The organism is Cognaticolwellia mytili, from assembly GCF_002104475.1.
GTDB classification, from domain to species: domain Bacteria; phylum Pseudomonadota; class Gammaproteobacteria; order Enterobacterales; family Alteromonadaceae; genus Cognaticolwellia; species Cognaticolwellia mytili.
The window spans coordinates 344642-360280 of record NZ_NBOF01000004.1; the positions used below are offsets into that span (position 1 = coordinate 344642).

General features: G+C 38.9%; 11 protein-coding genes. 9 read left to right on the forward strand and 2 right to left on the reverse strand.

Annotated elements, in window-relative coordinates; genetic code table 11:
• Positions 1–353 precede the first annotated feature (353 nt).
• The 9 genes from recC (at position 354) to B7C41_RS15120 (ending at position 14160) form a co-directional block, all read left to right on the forward strand.
• On the forward strand, positions 354–4145 hold the full coding sequence (gene recC / locus B7C41_RS15080; protein WP_268875406.1) for an exodeoxyribonuclease V subunit gamma: 3792 nt from the start codon (positions 354–356) through the stop codon (positions 4143–4145).
• Positions 4145–7828 carry an exodeoxyribonuclease V subunit beta gene (gene recB, locus B7C41_RS15085; protein WP_085299776.1) on the forward strand — a complete coding sequence of 1228 codons (3684 nt, stop codon included), beginning with the start codon at positions 4145–4147 and terminating at the stop codon, positions 7826–7828. Before recC ends, recB begins: the two co-directional genes overlap by 1 nt.
• Positions 7821–9950 carry an exodeoxyribonuclease V subunit alpha gene (gene recD, locus B7C41_RS15090; RefSeq protein WP_085299777.1) on the forward strand — a complete coding sequence of 710 codons (2130 nt, stop codon included), beginning with the start codon at positions 7821–7823 and terminating at the stop codon, positions 9948–9950. The genes recB and recD overlap by 8 nt, the downstream gene beginning before the upstream one ends.
• A gap of 69 nt (positions 9951–10019) precedes the next feature.
• Positions 10020–10592: a DUF3087 family protein gene (locus B7C41_RS15095; protein ID WP_085299778.1), complete on the forward strand. Its 573-nt coding sequence runs from the start codon at positions 10020–10022 to the stop codon at positions 10590–10592.
• 97 nt (positions 10593–10689) lie between these two features.
• Entirely contained in the window at positions 10690–11076 is a 387-nt protein-coding gene (locus tag B7C41_RS15100) for a VOC family protein (RefSeq protein ID WP_085299779.1), read from the forward strand.
• Between the two features lie 138 nt (positions 11077–11214).
• Entirely contained in the window at positions 11215–11475 is a 261-nt protein-coding gene (locus B7C41_RS15105; RefSeq protein ID WP_085299780.1) for a DUF5062 family protein, read from the forward strand.
• Between the two features lie 198 nt (positions 11476–11673).
• Positions 11674–11901, forward strand: a complete 228-nt coding sequence (locus B7C41_RS15110; protein ID WP_085299781.1) for a DUF2986 domain-containing protein — start codon at positions 11674–11676, stop codon at positions 11899–11901.
• Positions 11902–11940: 39 nt separating this feature from the next.
• Positions 11941–12462, forward strand: a complete 522-nt coding sequence (locus tag B7C41_RS15115) for a P-loop NTPase family protein (RefSeq protein WP_085299782.1) — start codon at positions 11941–11943, stop codon at positions 12460–12462.
• A 159-nt stretch (positions 12463–12621) separates the two neighbouring features.
• On the forward strand, positions 12622–14160 hold the full coding sequence (locus tag B7C41_RS15120) for a hypothetical protein (protein WP_143764413.1): 1539 nt from the start codon (positions 12622–12624) through the stop codon (positions 14158–14160).
• A gap of 143 nt (positions 14161–14303) precedes the next feature.
• Here the strand turns inward: B7C41_RS15120 and B7C41_RS15125 are convergent, their stop codons facing one another.
• Complete coding sequence (locus B7C41_RS15125) at positions 14304–14759, reverse strand: GNAT family N-acetyltransferase (protein ID WP_085299784.1); 456 nt, start codon at positions 14757–14759, stop codon at positions 14304–14306.
• A 63-nt stretch (positions 14760–14822) separates the two neighbouring features.
• Positions 14823–15632 (reverse strand): crotonase/enoyl-CoA hydratase family protein, encoded by an 810-nt coding sequence (locus B7C41_RS15130; protein ID WP_085299785.1) that lies wholly within the window; start codon positions 15630–15632, stop codon positions 14823–14825.
• Between the last annotated feature and the right edge of the window lie 7 nt (positions 15633–15639).

Sequence of the window (15639 nt, forward strand, 5' to 3'; positions counted from 1 at the left end):
TTTTTTATAGGCCAATAGTTTTATTTTTCAGGACTTATCATTATATACCATTAAAGTTAAGGTTAGCCTATGGGTTGTTTGATATTAATACAATTAAAGCTTTATTAGTGTACAGGTGAATGAGTGGTAATATTTTTTATCTATAACATAATTCGTTTTTTATTGATCTTAAGTACTATTTCGTAGTTATTACTTAGAATTTTATATCAATTTGCGTTTTTCAACTTATTCACATAGTCGTTAAAAGTTAATTTTTGAGAGCGAACTAGAGATGATAGCCATCAATCCTAGTGTTATTGAGCTTGGTGTGGTTAAATTTAGCCATAAGAAAAAATGGCTAAAAAGGCACGCACTTGTTCTACCTTTACCCAGCTAACAAAATGGAAAGTTTGTTAGTGTTGCTCGATAAAATTCAGCAAATTTCTCCTCTTCCTGTTTTCGCTCAAGATACCGTTATTGTGCAAAATTCTGGTATGCAGCATTGGCTCAATATGTCGTTAGCAGAGCAGCGGGGTATTAGCATGAATATGCGCTATGCCTTGCCGTCGCAATATTTGTGGAATTTGATCCGTAACTTAGCCAGTGACGAAGATGTGCCAGAACAGTCGCCTTACTCGCGTGAAGTTTTAGCTTGGCGTATAGATACGTTGCTGGCGTCGAATGAAGTGATCAATGATACAACTTACCAAGTGGCCACTACTTATTGGTGTGTAAATCATTCAGGTAGTGAACAAAGTGAAACTTGTCGCGAAAATCATAGCGAAGCTGAGCAATTAAAGCGTTACCAATTAGCCTGTCAGTTAGCTGATTTATATGAACAATATTTAATATTCCGCCCAGAATGGATACACGCTTGGCATCAAGGCGAATTTATCGCTTATGACCAAGCTGATCAAGTTGACGAGCCTTCCACTGGCATGGAAAGCAGCGCTATTTGGCAAGGCAAGCTTTGGCACTTGTTGGTTAGTGAACAGCCTTATGATCCCCACGAACTGGTCGCGCTAGCCATTAGTAATCTTAATAATATCGACTTAACTGATAAAACAAATCCCAGCTCGAAGTTACTCCCTCAGCGTTTATCATTCTTCGGCATCAATGCCATGGCGCCATTATGGCTTGAATTTATTAATGCATTAAGTGAAAAAATAGACGTACACTTCTTCCATTTAAACCCCTGTTACGCGTACTGGGGCGATGTGGTGACTGAGAAACGTGCTATTGAAGCTTGGATAAAAGGCCAAGACTTTACCGTCGACGCTGATGAAGACGAAAGCTTAACATCAATGGAGAATTTGGCCGATATTAATCGCCAAGTGGGTAATCCACTGCTGGCAAACTTAGGCCAGCAAGGCCGAGAGTTTATGGCCTTGCTGTACCAATACAGTACGGTAAATATTGATGTTTTTGAGTCAGCCGTTGAAGACATAAATGTCAAAAAAAGTGACAGTGCTCAACCCCTTGAAACTTCTTTTGAAGAAAAAACTACAAGTAATATTTTAGCGCGAGTACAACAAGATATTCTGTCTTTGTCTGATGCTCGACCTAACGAACAAAAAGCCGAACAAAAGGCCAATGAAAAGGTTGAAGAAAAATCGACACTCATTGATGATTCAATCATCATCACTAGCGCTCACAGTGCTTTACGTGAAGTTCAAGGTTTACATGATTGGCTATTGCATCAATTTAATGATGATAAAAGCTTAACACCAAAAGACGTGTTAGTGATGTGTCCGCAAGTTGAGCAATACGCGCCATATGTTAATGCCGTGTTTACCCGTGGTTGGCAAGATATTGCAGACGAAGTACCGCCACTGCCTTGTTCTATTGCCGACAGGGTGAGTAAAGATGCTGAACCATTAGTTGCCGCTTTTGCCGAATTATTAAAGCTACCAGATAGCCGTTTTCAGGTTTCAAGTTTAATTGCCTTGTTGCGCTTACCGGCAATGCAAAATCGTTTTAGCATTAATTTAGAAGCTATTGAAAAAATTACCCATTGGCTTGAAGCCGCTTCAGTGCATTGGGGATTAGATAAAGCACATAAACAACAAATACTAGCGCAAAGCCAAGCAAAGAGTGGGCATGACTCTAGTACTGGTAATTCTTCTTCAGGTGGTGTTAATGGTACAAGCGATAGCTTTACGTGGCAGCAAGGATTAACTCGCTTAATGCGTGGTTTTGCTTTTGGTGATCACAGCGTGATTTATCAAGATCAAATGCTGTTACCTAATATTGAAGGTAGTGACAGCGAATTGCTCGGTAAGCTAATGCTGATTATTGAGCAACTGCAATTATCAGCCATAAGCATGTCAAAAGCGCGTAGTGCCGCACAATGGCAGCAGTTTTTATTCGATTTATTACAACAATTGTTTGAAGACGACAATGACAATGGCTTGAGTATTGTGCGCACAGCAACAGAGTCGTTGGTGGAATATTGTCAACATGCTGGTTATGACTGTGAAATTAGCTTGTCGGTTATTCGTGATTACTTAAATGCTCACTTTAGTCAGCCCGATCCCGGTCGTCAGTTTATGGTCGGGCAAGTAACGTTTTGTTCTATGTTACCTATGCGTAGTATTCCGTTTAAAATTATAGCGGTGTTGGGCTTGAACGACGGTGAGTTTCCGCGTCAACGTCAACCGCTAAGTTTTGATTTAATGTCGACAACACCTGCACAATTGGGTGATAGATCACGCCGTGGTGATGACAGATATTTATTCTTAGAAGCAATTATTTCTGCCAGACGGGCGTTGTATTTAAGTTTCCAAGGCCGAAATATTAAAAATAATAAAGAACGCCAACCGTCATTAGTACTAAAAGAGTTAATGGAGTACCTTGCTCGTGGTTACGGCTGGCGCTTGCTTGGCTTAAATGAAGAGGTGGATAAAGAGTCAGGTGAAGCGTTAGCTGAACACATCAGGCAGTTACCGATGCAGGCGTTTAGTGAGCAAAATTACCTTGGCCGTTATGCAAGTTTTGACGCCAATTGGTTAAATCTAAAACGAGCAAGCTCAGTTCAAGAAACTGATGCTACATTGAACTTACCTGAAGATAATGAACTAACTGACAGCGCAGTATTTGATAGTGCTAAAGTGGACAGTGCAATGATGGATAACGCTTCAGCAAGCGATATCGTTCGTTTTTATCAGCACCCAGCCCGTTATTATGGCCAGCGCTCACTTTACTTATATTTAGAGCAACATAATACCCTGATTAATGATATTGAACCTTTTGTGCCTGACAGGCTTGATAGTTATCTTTTAAGACAAGACTTACTCAATTACTATTTGTCGCCATCGCAAAGTAAGCAAAGCTGTGAAGATCTTTTACTAACAGCAAAACTTTCAGGAAACTTACCTGACTTACCGACCACTGATGATTTAATTCAAGGCTGGCAGAAAGACAGCGAAGACTTTAGTCACTTCATTCTTAACGAGGTAGCCGCGAATGAAGTTGCTAGCGTAGAATCAAGTGCAGAAATAGCCATTGAACCGATAGATTGCAGTGTTACCGTCGATTTAAGCGCAAGCAATACGCAGGTTTTTGATACGGATTTATATTCTGACGCTGAGTTAGAGACCTTAAAAACCGTGCTTCCCAAAAGTGTCACCGTTAATACTAAATTGCTTATTATTGCCGGTAAGTTAGTGTTTTATCGCAGCAGTAGTGCGAAAGCGAAAGACTTATTCACCTTGTACTTGCATCAACTTATTTTACAAGTTGCTCAAGCGGATGAGTCACAAACACACGCTGATGTTTTAGGTACGGTAGTTTCAAGCCATGGTTATTATTTTGATACTAAAACGCAAAAGCCAAGCGAGTTTTATTTCAGCGATATTGTTGATGCCAAATTACAATTGCAGCGTTTAATTGCAACGTTTTATTTAGGTCAGCATCAGCCATTATTACTTAACGGTGATATTGTCGAAAAAATGAGAAAAAGCAAAGTTTTTGAACAAGCTCAATTTGAACAGTTTTGGTCAGACAGCAACACCTTCCAAGCCTTTGGTGAAGATGCTTACATGCAATACTTTTGGCCAACATGCCCAAACTATGATGATATTTCACTGAAGTTACTCAGCTTATACCAACCTATGTTAGATGCCCTACAAGTGGTTAAGTCTTCAGTGAAGAAAGGAGCTAAGTAATGAGTAATGTAATGAAAAACTTAAATGCTAGTTCAATTGCACTGCAGGGAAAACACCTAATTGAAGCCAGTGCAGGCACAGGGAAAACTCATAACATTACTCGCATATTCCTGCGTTTATTACTGGAACGGGCATTACCCATAGAGCAAATATTGGTGATGACGTTTACCAAAGATGCCACTGAAGAAATTCGTGGGCGAATTGATGACTTTATTCGAGAAAGCTTACATAACTGGGATGATCTAATTGTTGCGGATGAGTATTTTATCGCGCTTAGTCAAAACTTAGCCGCAAATGGTATCGGCGGTGCAGAAGTTAAAGCACGTTTAACACAGGCATTACTGTACATAGATGAAGCGGCAATTTTCACTATTCATGGTTTTTGTAAACGGGTATTAAACCAATATGCTTTTGCTAGTGGCGTAAGTTTTAATGCCCAAATGGAAACCGACACTCAAGATATTACCTTAGAAGCTTGCCAAGATTGGTACCGTGTTCTTGCGCTAGGAACAGACACATCAGTAACTAATGAAACTAAAACAAGCCATTCAGATTTTAATCTAGTGACTGAGTTTTGGCCTGAGCCCAATAGTTTTATTAGCCAATTCTCGAAAGCACTCAATGGTCACAACGCCTTAAATGTGCAAGCGCCAGAAAATATTAGTGTTGAATTTAAAAGCTTGGTTGAACAAGCCATTGCTAGCTTAAATCAGCATAAAGACATGCTAACCGCATCGCTAATTGATGTTAAAAAGGGTGCAGACAGAGAAAAACGCCAGCAAGAGTTAGATGTACTGTTATCGTGGTTAGCCGAGCTTTCAGCCGATGTTGAAGGTCAACATGGCAAAATGCCTGACGCCTTTATTGATGGCAGGCGCTTTGCGCGTTCAAAAGTTAAAAGTGAATTAGTGGAAATATTTAGTTTTGTGAATGCGGTAAAGAAACAGCATCCTGCATTGGCTAAACACATTAATCGTGCGAAAGCATTATTAGTTGTCAGAATCGGTATTTACCAAATTCGCGAACAAATTATCCGTAAAAAGCTGCAAGCGAATGTTTTGGGTTTTGACGACCTGATTACCACGTTGAATAATTGCCTCAGTAACGAAAAGCTAAATGAACAGTCAGGTGAAAGTGATCAGGCATTAGCGAATAGTATCTTCAGCCAATTTCCTGTCGCACTGATTGATGAATTTCAAGATACCGATCCGCAGCAATTTTCGATATTAAAAGCGATTTATTACCATCAAGCACAAAGCGCTTTGTATATGATTGGCGACCCAAAACAAGCGATTTATGGTTTTCGCGGTGGTGATATATTTGCGTATTTATCGGCACGTGACGATTGTGATTATCAATGGCTAATGGATACCAACTGGCGTTCAAGTGCGGAAATGATCACCGGCTACAATCGCTTGTTTTATGGCAATAGCTTAACAGCGGCAGCGAATGACGTTTTTGGCTATAACATTCCATATCTACCTGTTAATGCATCGCCGAAAGCGGCAGGTAAAGTCTTTGCAGATAAAGAGTTTAATGCACTTCAGCTTGTGCATTTTAATGTTGAACAAGAAAGTAAATCTGGCAAAGATAAAGCCGTTAAGCAAAGCTATCGCGCCAATATGGCCAGCTGGTGCGCCAACGAAATAGTGCGCCTATTAGCTTGCCCTGAATTATCAATTGCCAGTGGCGATATTGCGTTACTAGTGCGTGACGGCACCGAAGCGGCCAACATTAAGCAAGCATTGAATGATTACGGTTTAGCCAGCGTGTTTATGAGTAATAGAGCCAATTTATTACAAAGTGAACAAACTAAGCAGTTGCTACAAGTGCTACAAGGCATTTTGTTTTTAGAAAACGATCGGTTATATACCGCGGCGCTAGCAAGCCCGCTAATGGGCTTTAATCGTGAAAAGTTAATTCAATTGCAGCACGATGAACAACAATGGCAACAGTTAAAAATTAGCTTTGAAAAGTTACGTAACGAATGGCAATTTAAAGGCTTTATCAGTATGGCGTTGCAGCTAATGCATCAGCACTTTCATATTGATGTTGAAGCGCATGACAACAGTAAAGCCGACCGAGCCTTAACCAACTTGCTGCATTTATTTGAGCTGTTGCAAAGTGCTAGCCAGCGCCATCGTCAACCGCAAGAATTACTGTTTTGGTTCGAACAACAAAGTCAGGTTGATAACCCTGAAGTTGAAGCCGAACTGCGTTTAGAAAGCGACGAAAACTTAATTCGTATTATCACTCAGCATGGTTCAAAAGGCATGGAATATCCGGTAGTTTTTGTGCCATTTGCTACGCGTCATAAAGACCCGCTTAAATTTGGCAATAAGAACGTTAGCTTAATTGAATTTCATGATAAAAACGGCGTGCTGCAACACAGCCTTGATGGTAATGAAGAAGCTAAGGCGGGCATGGCGGCAGAAGCTTATGCAGAAGCCATTCGCTTATTGTATGTTGCGGTTACTCGTGCTGAAAAACGTTGTTATATTTTAAGTACCGCGTTTGAACATTTTGATAAATCGCCGCTAGGGAAAACCTTAAAATGGTCAAGCGATACAGATATTGCTGCTGGCTTAGTGCTATTAGCACAAGACAACCCTAACGAAATTGCCGTAGAAGTTTTAGATGACTACATGGGCGATACTGAAGCTCAACTACAAGTAGCACATGATGTAAAACCTGACAGTGAACCGTTAGCCAGTGTTGCGCAATTTAACGGCAAAATTGAACGCGATTGGTGGCTAAGCTCATTCTCGGCGCTAAGCAAAAATTTACGCCATGATGGTGTTTCAGCACCAGATCGTGATAATCAAGAAGCTTCACCTGTCTCGAATGAATTGGATTATGGCAATAGTGCAATTGTGGAGAGCCGCAATGAATTGCGTTTCACCTTAACCAAGGGCGCGCAAACCGGTAATTTATTACATGACATTTTAGAGCACACCGACTTTTCAGCGCCAGATTGGCAAAAAAGTTGTCATTGGCCATTGCTTAAATATGGCGTTATTGATGTTGCAGAGGGAATTTTATCAGCACAAACGAACGGTGAAGAACTGCTAGTTCAGTGGCTAGAAGAAGTATTGCAAACACCATTTACCGGTAATCATCATTTGTCGTTAGCGCAGCTTGAGCAACAAGACACCTTGCGTGAAACTGAATTTTACTACCCAATGCAATCGGCAAGTAGCGGGCAGTTAACAAAACTGTTGACCGAACATCGTAATAATTACGCAGAGCCGAATAACGGTGCGAATGCACGGAAAAATCAACGAGTGCACTTACCGTCTTATCAACAGTTAAAAGGTATGATGCATGGTTTTATCGATTTAGTCTTTCAAGCCGATGGTAAGTTTTATGTTTGTGATTACAAGTCGAGCCATTTGGGTGATCAGTATAGCGACTACAGTCATGATGCAATGCGAGAAAATATTGAGAAGAGTCATTATGACTTGCAGTATCTTATTTATTCATTAGCACTGCATCGACATCTTAAATATGCCATGGCTGATTACGACCCTAAGTTGCATTTTGGCGGTGTTTATTATTTTTATTTACGTGGCATGAGCGATAAAGCAGAGCATCGAAATTGTGGCGTTTACTATCGTCAAATTTCACTGTCAGAATTACAGCAACTTGATGATATTTTTGCCGGAGAAACTACCAATGCCTGAACTAGCCGCTAATACCGCAACTGTCGACACTGGCATTAATCATACTGGCATTAATCACACTGCTATGAATAAAACACAGGTATATTCATCATTTAGCCATGCAGCAAAAACCTTAGCGGGTTTAGTTGCTGTCGATTACTTTTTTGCGAAAGAAATCATTCAATGCTTGCCGTTAACGTCGCTATCATCAGCGTCAACGTCGTCAAACCAACAGTGCTTTCATTTACTTGTTGCGCTTAGCGCTAGCTTGCGTGATGGTCATAGCTGTTTACCGCTAGATGCCGTGGCGAATAAACGCTTATTTGTTGACTTAGTTCGCCAACAAATAAGCCAAGTACCTTTTGGCTTAGCAGAGCAAGAACAACCAGCGATTAACAATGGCTTTTTGTTTGAAAGTACCACGGTGTTAACTGCCTTACTTGAACAATTATCTTTGGGTGAAGGTGCACAACAGCCAATCGTATTTAACAATGGTCGTTTGTATTTACGACGCTATTACCATTTTGAACAAGAGCTAAAACAAGCGGTTGCTGCGCGTAGAACTATCAAACCAATGTCTGAGCGTCAGGCACAAGAACAAGTAGAACTGATCAAAAATATTATTGCTCAGTTGTTTCCTGATTCAGTTAACAGCGATTCGAATGCAAGCATAACTGAAGACATTGACTGGCAAGCACTTGCTGTCGCTAATGCCATTAACAAAGACTTTGCTATTATTGCCGGCGGGCCAGGTACGGGTAAAACCTATACCGTTACTAAATTATTAGCGGCCTTGCTGATGTTGTCGTTAAATACTAAAGGCGATGAATCAACGCCAAGAATTTCATTAGTTGCACCAACAGGCAAGGCGGCACAGCGTTTGTCCGAATCAATTATTAATGCCGTACAAGGTTTTCGCGGTAGTATTGCTGATGATGTTTTAGATCTTATTCCTGAAAGCGCACAAACCCTGCATCGGTTACTTGGCGTTATTCCTGAGCAAGTAAATTTCCGTCATCATCAAGACAATTTACTGCCTGTAGATATTTTGCTAATTGATGAAGTCTCAATGGTTGATTTACCTATGATGACGCGGGTTTTTCGTGCTTTACCTGCCCATACAAAAGTTATTTTATTAGGGGATGCCGACCAATTGCCTTCGGTTGCTGTTGGTAGTGTTTTAGCTGACTTTGCGCCACGTCCTCATCCTGGCTTTAGTGACATTAATCATCAATACTTAACGCAAGTTACTGGCTTTGAAAGCCTAGCTAAACAAGCTGAAGATGCTGAATTAGCAGAGCAAAGCGCTGAGAAAAACTCAGAACAATGCCTAAAGCATTATAGTGTGGCTGATTGCGTAACCTTTTTAATGAAAAGCCGACGATTCGACGGTAAAGGCGGTATAGGTAGAATCGCTAATTATGTTATCAAAGGGCAATATCAAGAAAGTTGGCAATTACTAAAAGAAAGTAGTGAAGTTACAAGTAACGCGATAGACAGCGAACAGAAACAATTAACCTTGCTAAATGGCTCTGTAGAAGCTTGGTTAGCACCGTTAGTTAGCCAGTACTATCAACCACTGAGCGAATGTAAAAATATCGCTGATGCTTTTGATTTGTTAGCTAAGTTTAGAATTTTATCGTCAACGCGCAAAGGCCCACAAGGTGTTGAAAACTTGAATGCTTTGGTGATAGAAATACTACGAAATAAAAAAGCTATCCCTTATAAAAACTTTGCAGCAAGTAGTGATTTGTATCCGACACAGCCGATTATGATCAGTGAAAATGATTATCGCTTGGGCGTTTATAATGGTGATATCGGCTTGTTATGGCGTAATAGCCAAGGCCATTTAATGGCGGTATTTGAAAATGCTTCAGGAGAGTATGATTGGATCATGCCATCGCGTTTACCTAAATTTGAAACCGTATATGCGATGACGATACATAAAACCCAAGGCAGCGAGTTTGATCACGTTGCTATGGTGCTCCCTGAGCAAAAAGACAATAAACTATTGTCTCGTGAATTATTATATACTGGCATCACCCGAGCCAAGTCAAAGCTAAGTATCGCAAGCGCTGAAGGCATTTGGCAAAGTGGTGTTAGCCAGCAGGTGATACGCTATTCAGGGCTCGCCTTAGACTAAACACCGAAACATTATCGTCGTAAATAATAAGTAATTTTTTAGCAGTAATTAAGAGAATTTAGCATAATCATGATTTTAAAAGACATTGAAAAAGCCATTTACCGTAAACGCCTTAATATCGTTATTGTAAGTTTTATCGCCAGTTTATTAGTTTTATCGCTAGCTTATGGGCAAGGATTAATCGCTTTGTTTGCTGACAGCGTTAATATGCCCGTACCAGTAGCACCTGTAACCGAAGCTGCTGTTGAGTTATCGCCTGCAGCAGCACCAGAAAATAACTTTAAGCTTAACTTTTTCGGCGTATTAATGGCATTGTTAACGTGTGTATTTGCTTTACATCGCTTAAAAACTAGCGAGTTTTTTACTGAGGTTTATTATGTTTGGCAAGTAAAACAACAACAAAATTATATCTACCGTAAATTGAAAAAAATCAAAGCGGCTGCTAAAAATGATGATGTAGATGCGCTGATTATATTGAATTTTTATTATGCGAGTTTGAAACAAATCTACGTTTTAGATGACAATACCCTAACAATGTCTAAGCTCAATAAAGATATAGCTGAATTAGATGCGCAAATTCAAAGCAAGCAATTAACTATTTCAACAGAACAATATCAACAAGCAATGTTGGCTGCCTACTAACTTTATTAGTGAGATGATTTATTAGCAAAAATGCTTCATTAATTTGTCGGTGTTAGTATGCTTTCCATTACTAAATGCAATAAATAAGGAATATGCAATGATAGGTTACGTTACTTTAGGTACCAATGATTTAGACAGAGCTGTAGCTTTTTATGATGAATTATTTGCCACAATAGGTGCAGGTCGTTTTTTTGAAACTGAGCAATTTGTTGCGTGGTCAAAAGGGCCAGATCAAGCTGGTATTTCTGTTACCAAACCTGCCGATGGCCAACCAGCTACCGTAGGCAATGGCGTTATGGTTGCTGTCCAAATGAATTCTACTGATGAAGTTGACGCCTTTTACCAAAAAGCACTTGAGCTTGGCGCTACCTGTGAAGGTTCAGCAGGACCACGTGGTGAAATGACCGGTTTTTATGCGGGCTACTTCAGAGACTTAGACGGCAATAAACTTAATGCGTTTTATTTAGACATGCCAGGTGCTTAACGTTAGTATCAGTGGTATAACTTGAGTGTAATTTGTTAGCTATCAAGCCCAGCTATAATTAACCTTGAGCTTGTGCTTTAAAGCGTAATGATGAAGCTGATTATCAAAGCTAAAATAATAAAGGAAAATATACCGCGAATGAAGAAGTTAAAAAATGAGAGTGAACTATTAAAAAAAGCCATTGTTATTGGTGAAGGTTACGCAAAAAATCGTGGTTATAAAGGCTTTTCAGCTACCAATGCAGCGAAAGAGAAAATAGAAGCTTTATATCGTTTACTGGTAAATGATAAACTTATTCAGCCTTTACCAAAAGACGGTGAAGACTTAGCAAGCATGAAGCACAAATTAGCTTTATGGATTGCAAAACAATTACCTGCTGATCACCCTTTACTTAAATAAGCTAAATAAGCTAAATAAGCTAAATAAGCTAAATAAGCTAAATAAGCTAAGTAATTTCGATAGGTCAGTAATGGTTATTATACCAATTGAATCGGCGTAATAAGCCTATTCAATTTCCCAATTTGTACTAGCTAAATACAAGTAAGCTAAACACAAATTAAGTTAAATACATGCAAACAAAAGAAGCAAACCTGTTCTATGAATCGTAAAAAGAAAATCAATCAAGTCTTAAAAGCCAAGGTTAAAAAGATGAATGCTAAACAGCAAAAATCTAATAAGCCTAAGTATGTCTCTAAGGCTGAACGCGCTGCTATTGCAGCGAAAGAAGCTCAAGAAAACGCAACAGAGTCGAATGAAACTAGGTCGAACGAAACCGAATCGAGCACAACAGAAGCCAGCTCTGAAGCGACTTCAGTAGAAAGCTAAAGCTTTCAATGGTAGTGAAAATACAAGTAGGGCGGTTTTATGAAAATTGATAACAATCAAGTAAAGAAAATCGTCATATTTGGCAACTCGGCATCAGGTAAATCTAGCCTAGCCAAAAAACTTGCTTCAACACAGCAACTAGCCCATCTAGATTTAGACACCTTGGCTTGGCTTCCGCCGTCAGCATCGAAGTCAGCACTACCACCACAACGTCAAAGCATTGCTGTATCAATTGCTGAAATTAATGTCTTTATCAGCCAGAATCAAAGTTGGGTGATAGAAGGCTGTTACAGTGATTTGTTAACGCATACGCTAGCGGAATGTAGCGAAGTTGTTTTTATGAACCTTGCTGTTGAACTGTGTATCGAAAATGCAAAAAAACGCCCTTGGGAACCCCATAAATACGAGAGCAAAACAGCGCAAGATGCCAATTTAACTATGCTAATAGACTGGATAGCGCAATATAACCAGCGCTCTGATACCTTTTCAAAGTCAGCACACCAGAAGCTATTTGATGAATTTTTTGGCAAGAAAACTCAATATATAAGCAACCAACAATAGTCATTTACTAATCATTATAAGTATATGTTCCTAATGCTTTGAAATTATGTAATATTTATAATAAATAAATGTCATAGAACGAATTTTATTCGTGAATTTATACAACACACCGCTATTTTTAAACTTTTATTCATAAATCCGGCAACTTAGATCATGGTTTTGAAAAGACAATTAACTGAGGTGGATGCAGATCTACTTTCCAAGCTTATTTCAAATGATTCGAATCGTAATCAAAAAAAGGATTGGTCCCAAGAGAACCATGAATATTATTCTATAAATGAAAAAAATTCATTCCAGTATGATTACGAATCTTATATTAGGCGATTACGAAAATTAAGCATGGAAGAAAATTTTGATTCAAATATTGATTTTCATCAGCTTGTTGAACCTGAAATAATTGAAGAGAATAATTACAAATATTTAGTAAAGTATCGAATCACTATTCGGAATATGATCGTAAAGTGTAGGAGAAATCAGTTCATTATTCATGGTCTAGGTATGGATGAAATGATCGTTGAAGGATCAGTACTCAGTAAAGATCAGTATAAAGGTGGAATTTATTTATGCTTTGAAAATGTACTATTTGAGCCTTTAGTTCCTGATAAAAATAGTCATATAGTTGTTTCTTTGGGGGATGACTGTAGAACTCATTTTGAAAGCTGTGTATTTGATGATGTTGACTTGTATTTCAAAGCAGATGGCAAAAATATATTTGCGCACTTTGTAAAAAATAAATTCTTAAATCGACATACTACGTTAAACGGTGCTGCAAATTATGAAACTGAACGAGGTTATAGTTCGAATAATTATCGTATAAAAGCTGAAAGCCAATCAAAAATTTATGCTGCAAATAGGTTATGTGAGTTTGTCTATCAAAATGAAATGAAGGATGATGTTTATTCGAAACTTGCTATAGAAACAATGAATAAAATAGAGTCAGGAGATGATATTAATCAGAATGATGTACTAGCGTATTTCATCGATCAAGATCGAAGAGTTAAGATTGATTCCAATGATGTAGAATATGCAGGAAATAAGTCAGTCATTATTTCTCTAAGGGACAACATTGTTTCTGAATTGAAAATCGGTGGTAAAAGTTTTTACCTAATCGGTAAAAATAAGATAGACAAAATAACAATGAATTCTTCGCCTGAACATATTTACTACGGCCCATACAATGAACTGGATAAACTGGGAGTAAATGCGAGATCACATAAATCTATATTAATCTATTGGAAAGAATACGCTTTAAGAAGTAAAGACAAGTCCCAGGAGTTGATATTAAATCGTGAAATAATGAAAGCAGAAAGGCACCTTCTCCGGTTTGAAAAGACATCTTCATGTTTTCCATTCGATCCATCAAGTAAAGATCGTTTTATTCTTTGGTTTAATGAGTTTTCTAGCGATTTTGGAACAAATTGGTTTCGGCCAGTATATATAATAATGACTCTTAATCTGATTTTTGTAGCAGTACTATTTGGTGGGCTTGGATATTCTTTAAACACTTCTCTTCCAGTGATTCTAGATACGATAGGTATGTATTTTGAGCTTGTACTTCCAACTAAATCGGTTGCTGATGTACTTAAAGTTGAAGACCTAAATAGAGGTTGGGAAGCATTGAATATTGTTAAAAACATTATTGCTTCTGCATTTCTATATCAAATGGTTGTGGCATTTAGAAAATATGGAAGCAAATAATAAGCTTTCCAAGTGATCGTATTCTGTGGCTGTGAATAAGGGTGTTCGAAATATGTCTCAAGCTGTTCTATTAGTAATTCTAGCGTATAGCTGCTACTACTAAATAATAACCTCTTTAAGTTACAGTATCTGTTAAATATAAATTAAACATTACGCATCATAAATCGACTATTTTCATCTAATTGATAATCACCAAACGGCCCACAATATTCAAAACCAAAATTTTTATAAAGCGCTCTCGCAGGTTTGAAAAAATCCATCGAGCCTGTTTCTAAACTTATTTTTTTATAACCACGCTCGGTTGCGACACTTAATAAGTGTTTTAGTAAGGTTGAAGCGACACCAAGGTTTCGAGCATTAGTGGCTGTTCGCATTGATTTTAGTTCAACATGGTTTGCATTAAGTTCTCGCAGGGCCGCACAGCCTAATAACTCACCATTTTGCCAACAGCTGTAAAAGGTTATGGTTGGGTCTTTCAAGGCGTCTACATCAAGCGCATGCACGCTTTCTGCTGGCGATGTGGCGTACATATCCGTTAAATGCTCTTCAAGTAAGCGGATGACTTCACCACCCGCCAAATCATCACGTTTTATTTCCATAGTCTTATTTAAATACACCAATTTTATAGCTGCTAACTTAGTTCATTCCGACAAACGATAAACTTACCATTTTTTACGTGGTAAGAATGGCTTTTGTTGCTCTGCATCATGTGTTTGATTATAAACTTTTCGATGAACGTTTTTCCCCATTAACACTTTAAGCTGATAGTAAGACTCTCGAAATAAAGCCCAGCCTTTGCTACCTTGCCAACTTTTGTTATAAAGCTTTTTATTGGCGGCAAGTGCATCAGGTGATTTTGTCAGTAATGACTCGGCAAACGCTTGTGCATCAGCCAGTGGTGTTTCTGTTATTTCTGTTACTAGGTTTAGTGCTAGTGCTTGTTGGCCGGTAAATTCTTCTGCTGTCATGGCCAATTTTTTGGCTTGGTCAATCGGTATTAAATCACGCAGGGCAATAGTGCCACCCATATCTGGAATAAGCCCCCATTTTCCTTCTAGAATAGATAATGAACTGTCAGCTGTGGCAAATCTAAAATCAGCGCCTAGGGCTATTTGTAAGCCACCACCCCAACATCGACCATGAATGGCGCAAATAACAGGGGCGGGAATATCTCGCCAACCGGTGGAAACTATTTGGGCCAAATTCGCGCGCCAAGGCAAGGCTTTAAACAAAAGCTTTACCATACTGCTTGATGATTTCATGATTGATTTTACATCTAACCCTGAGCAAAAATCATCACCATTACCTGATACGATTACCGCACGAATACTACGATTTTTTTGTAATGCTTTGATAGCACTACGAATAGCAAGAAACATTACCATATCCAATGCATTAAGCTTGTCTGCACGGTTAAGCTTAACGTGGGCGATGTTATCGATAACTTCTACATTGACTCGTTGCTCGGTCATGGGCGTC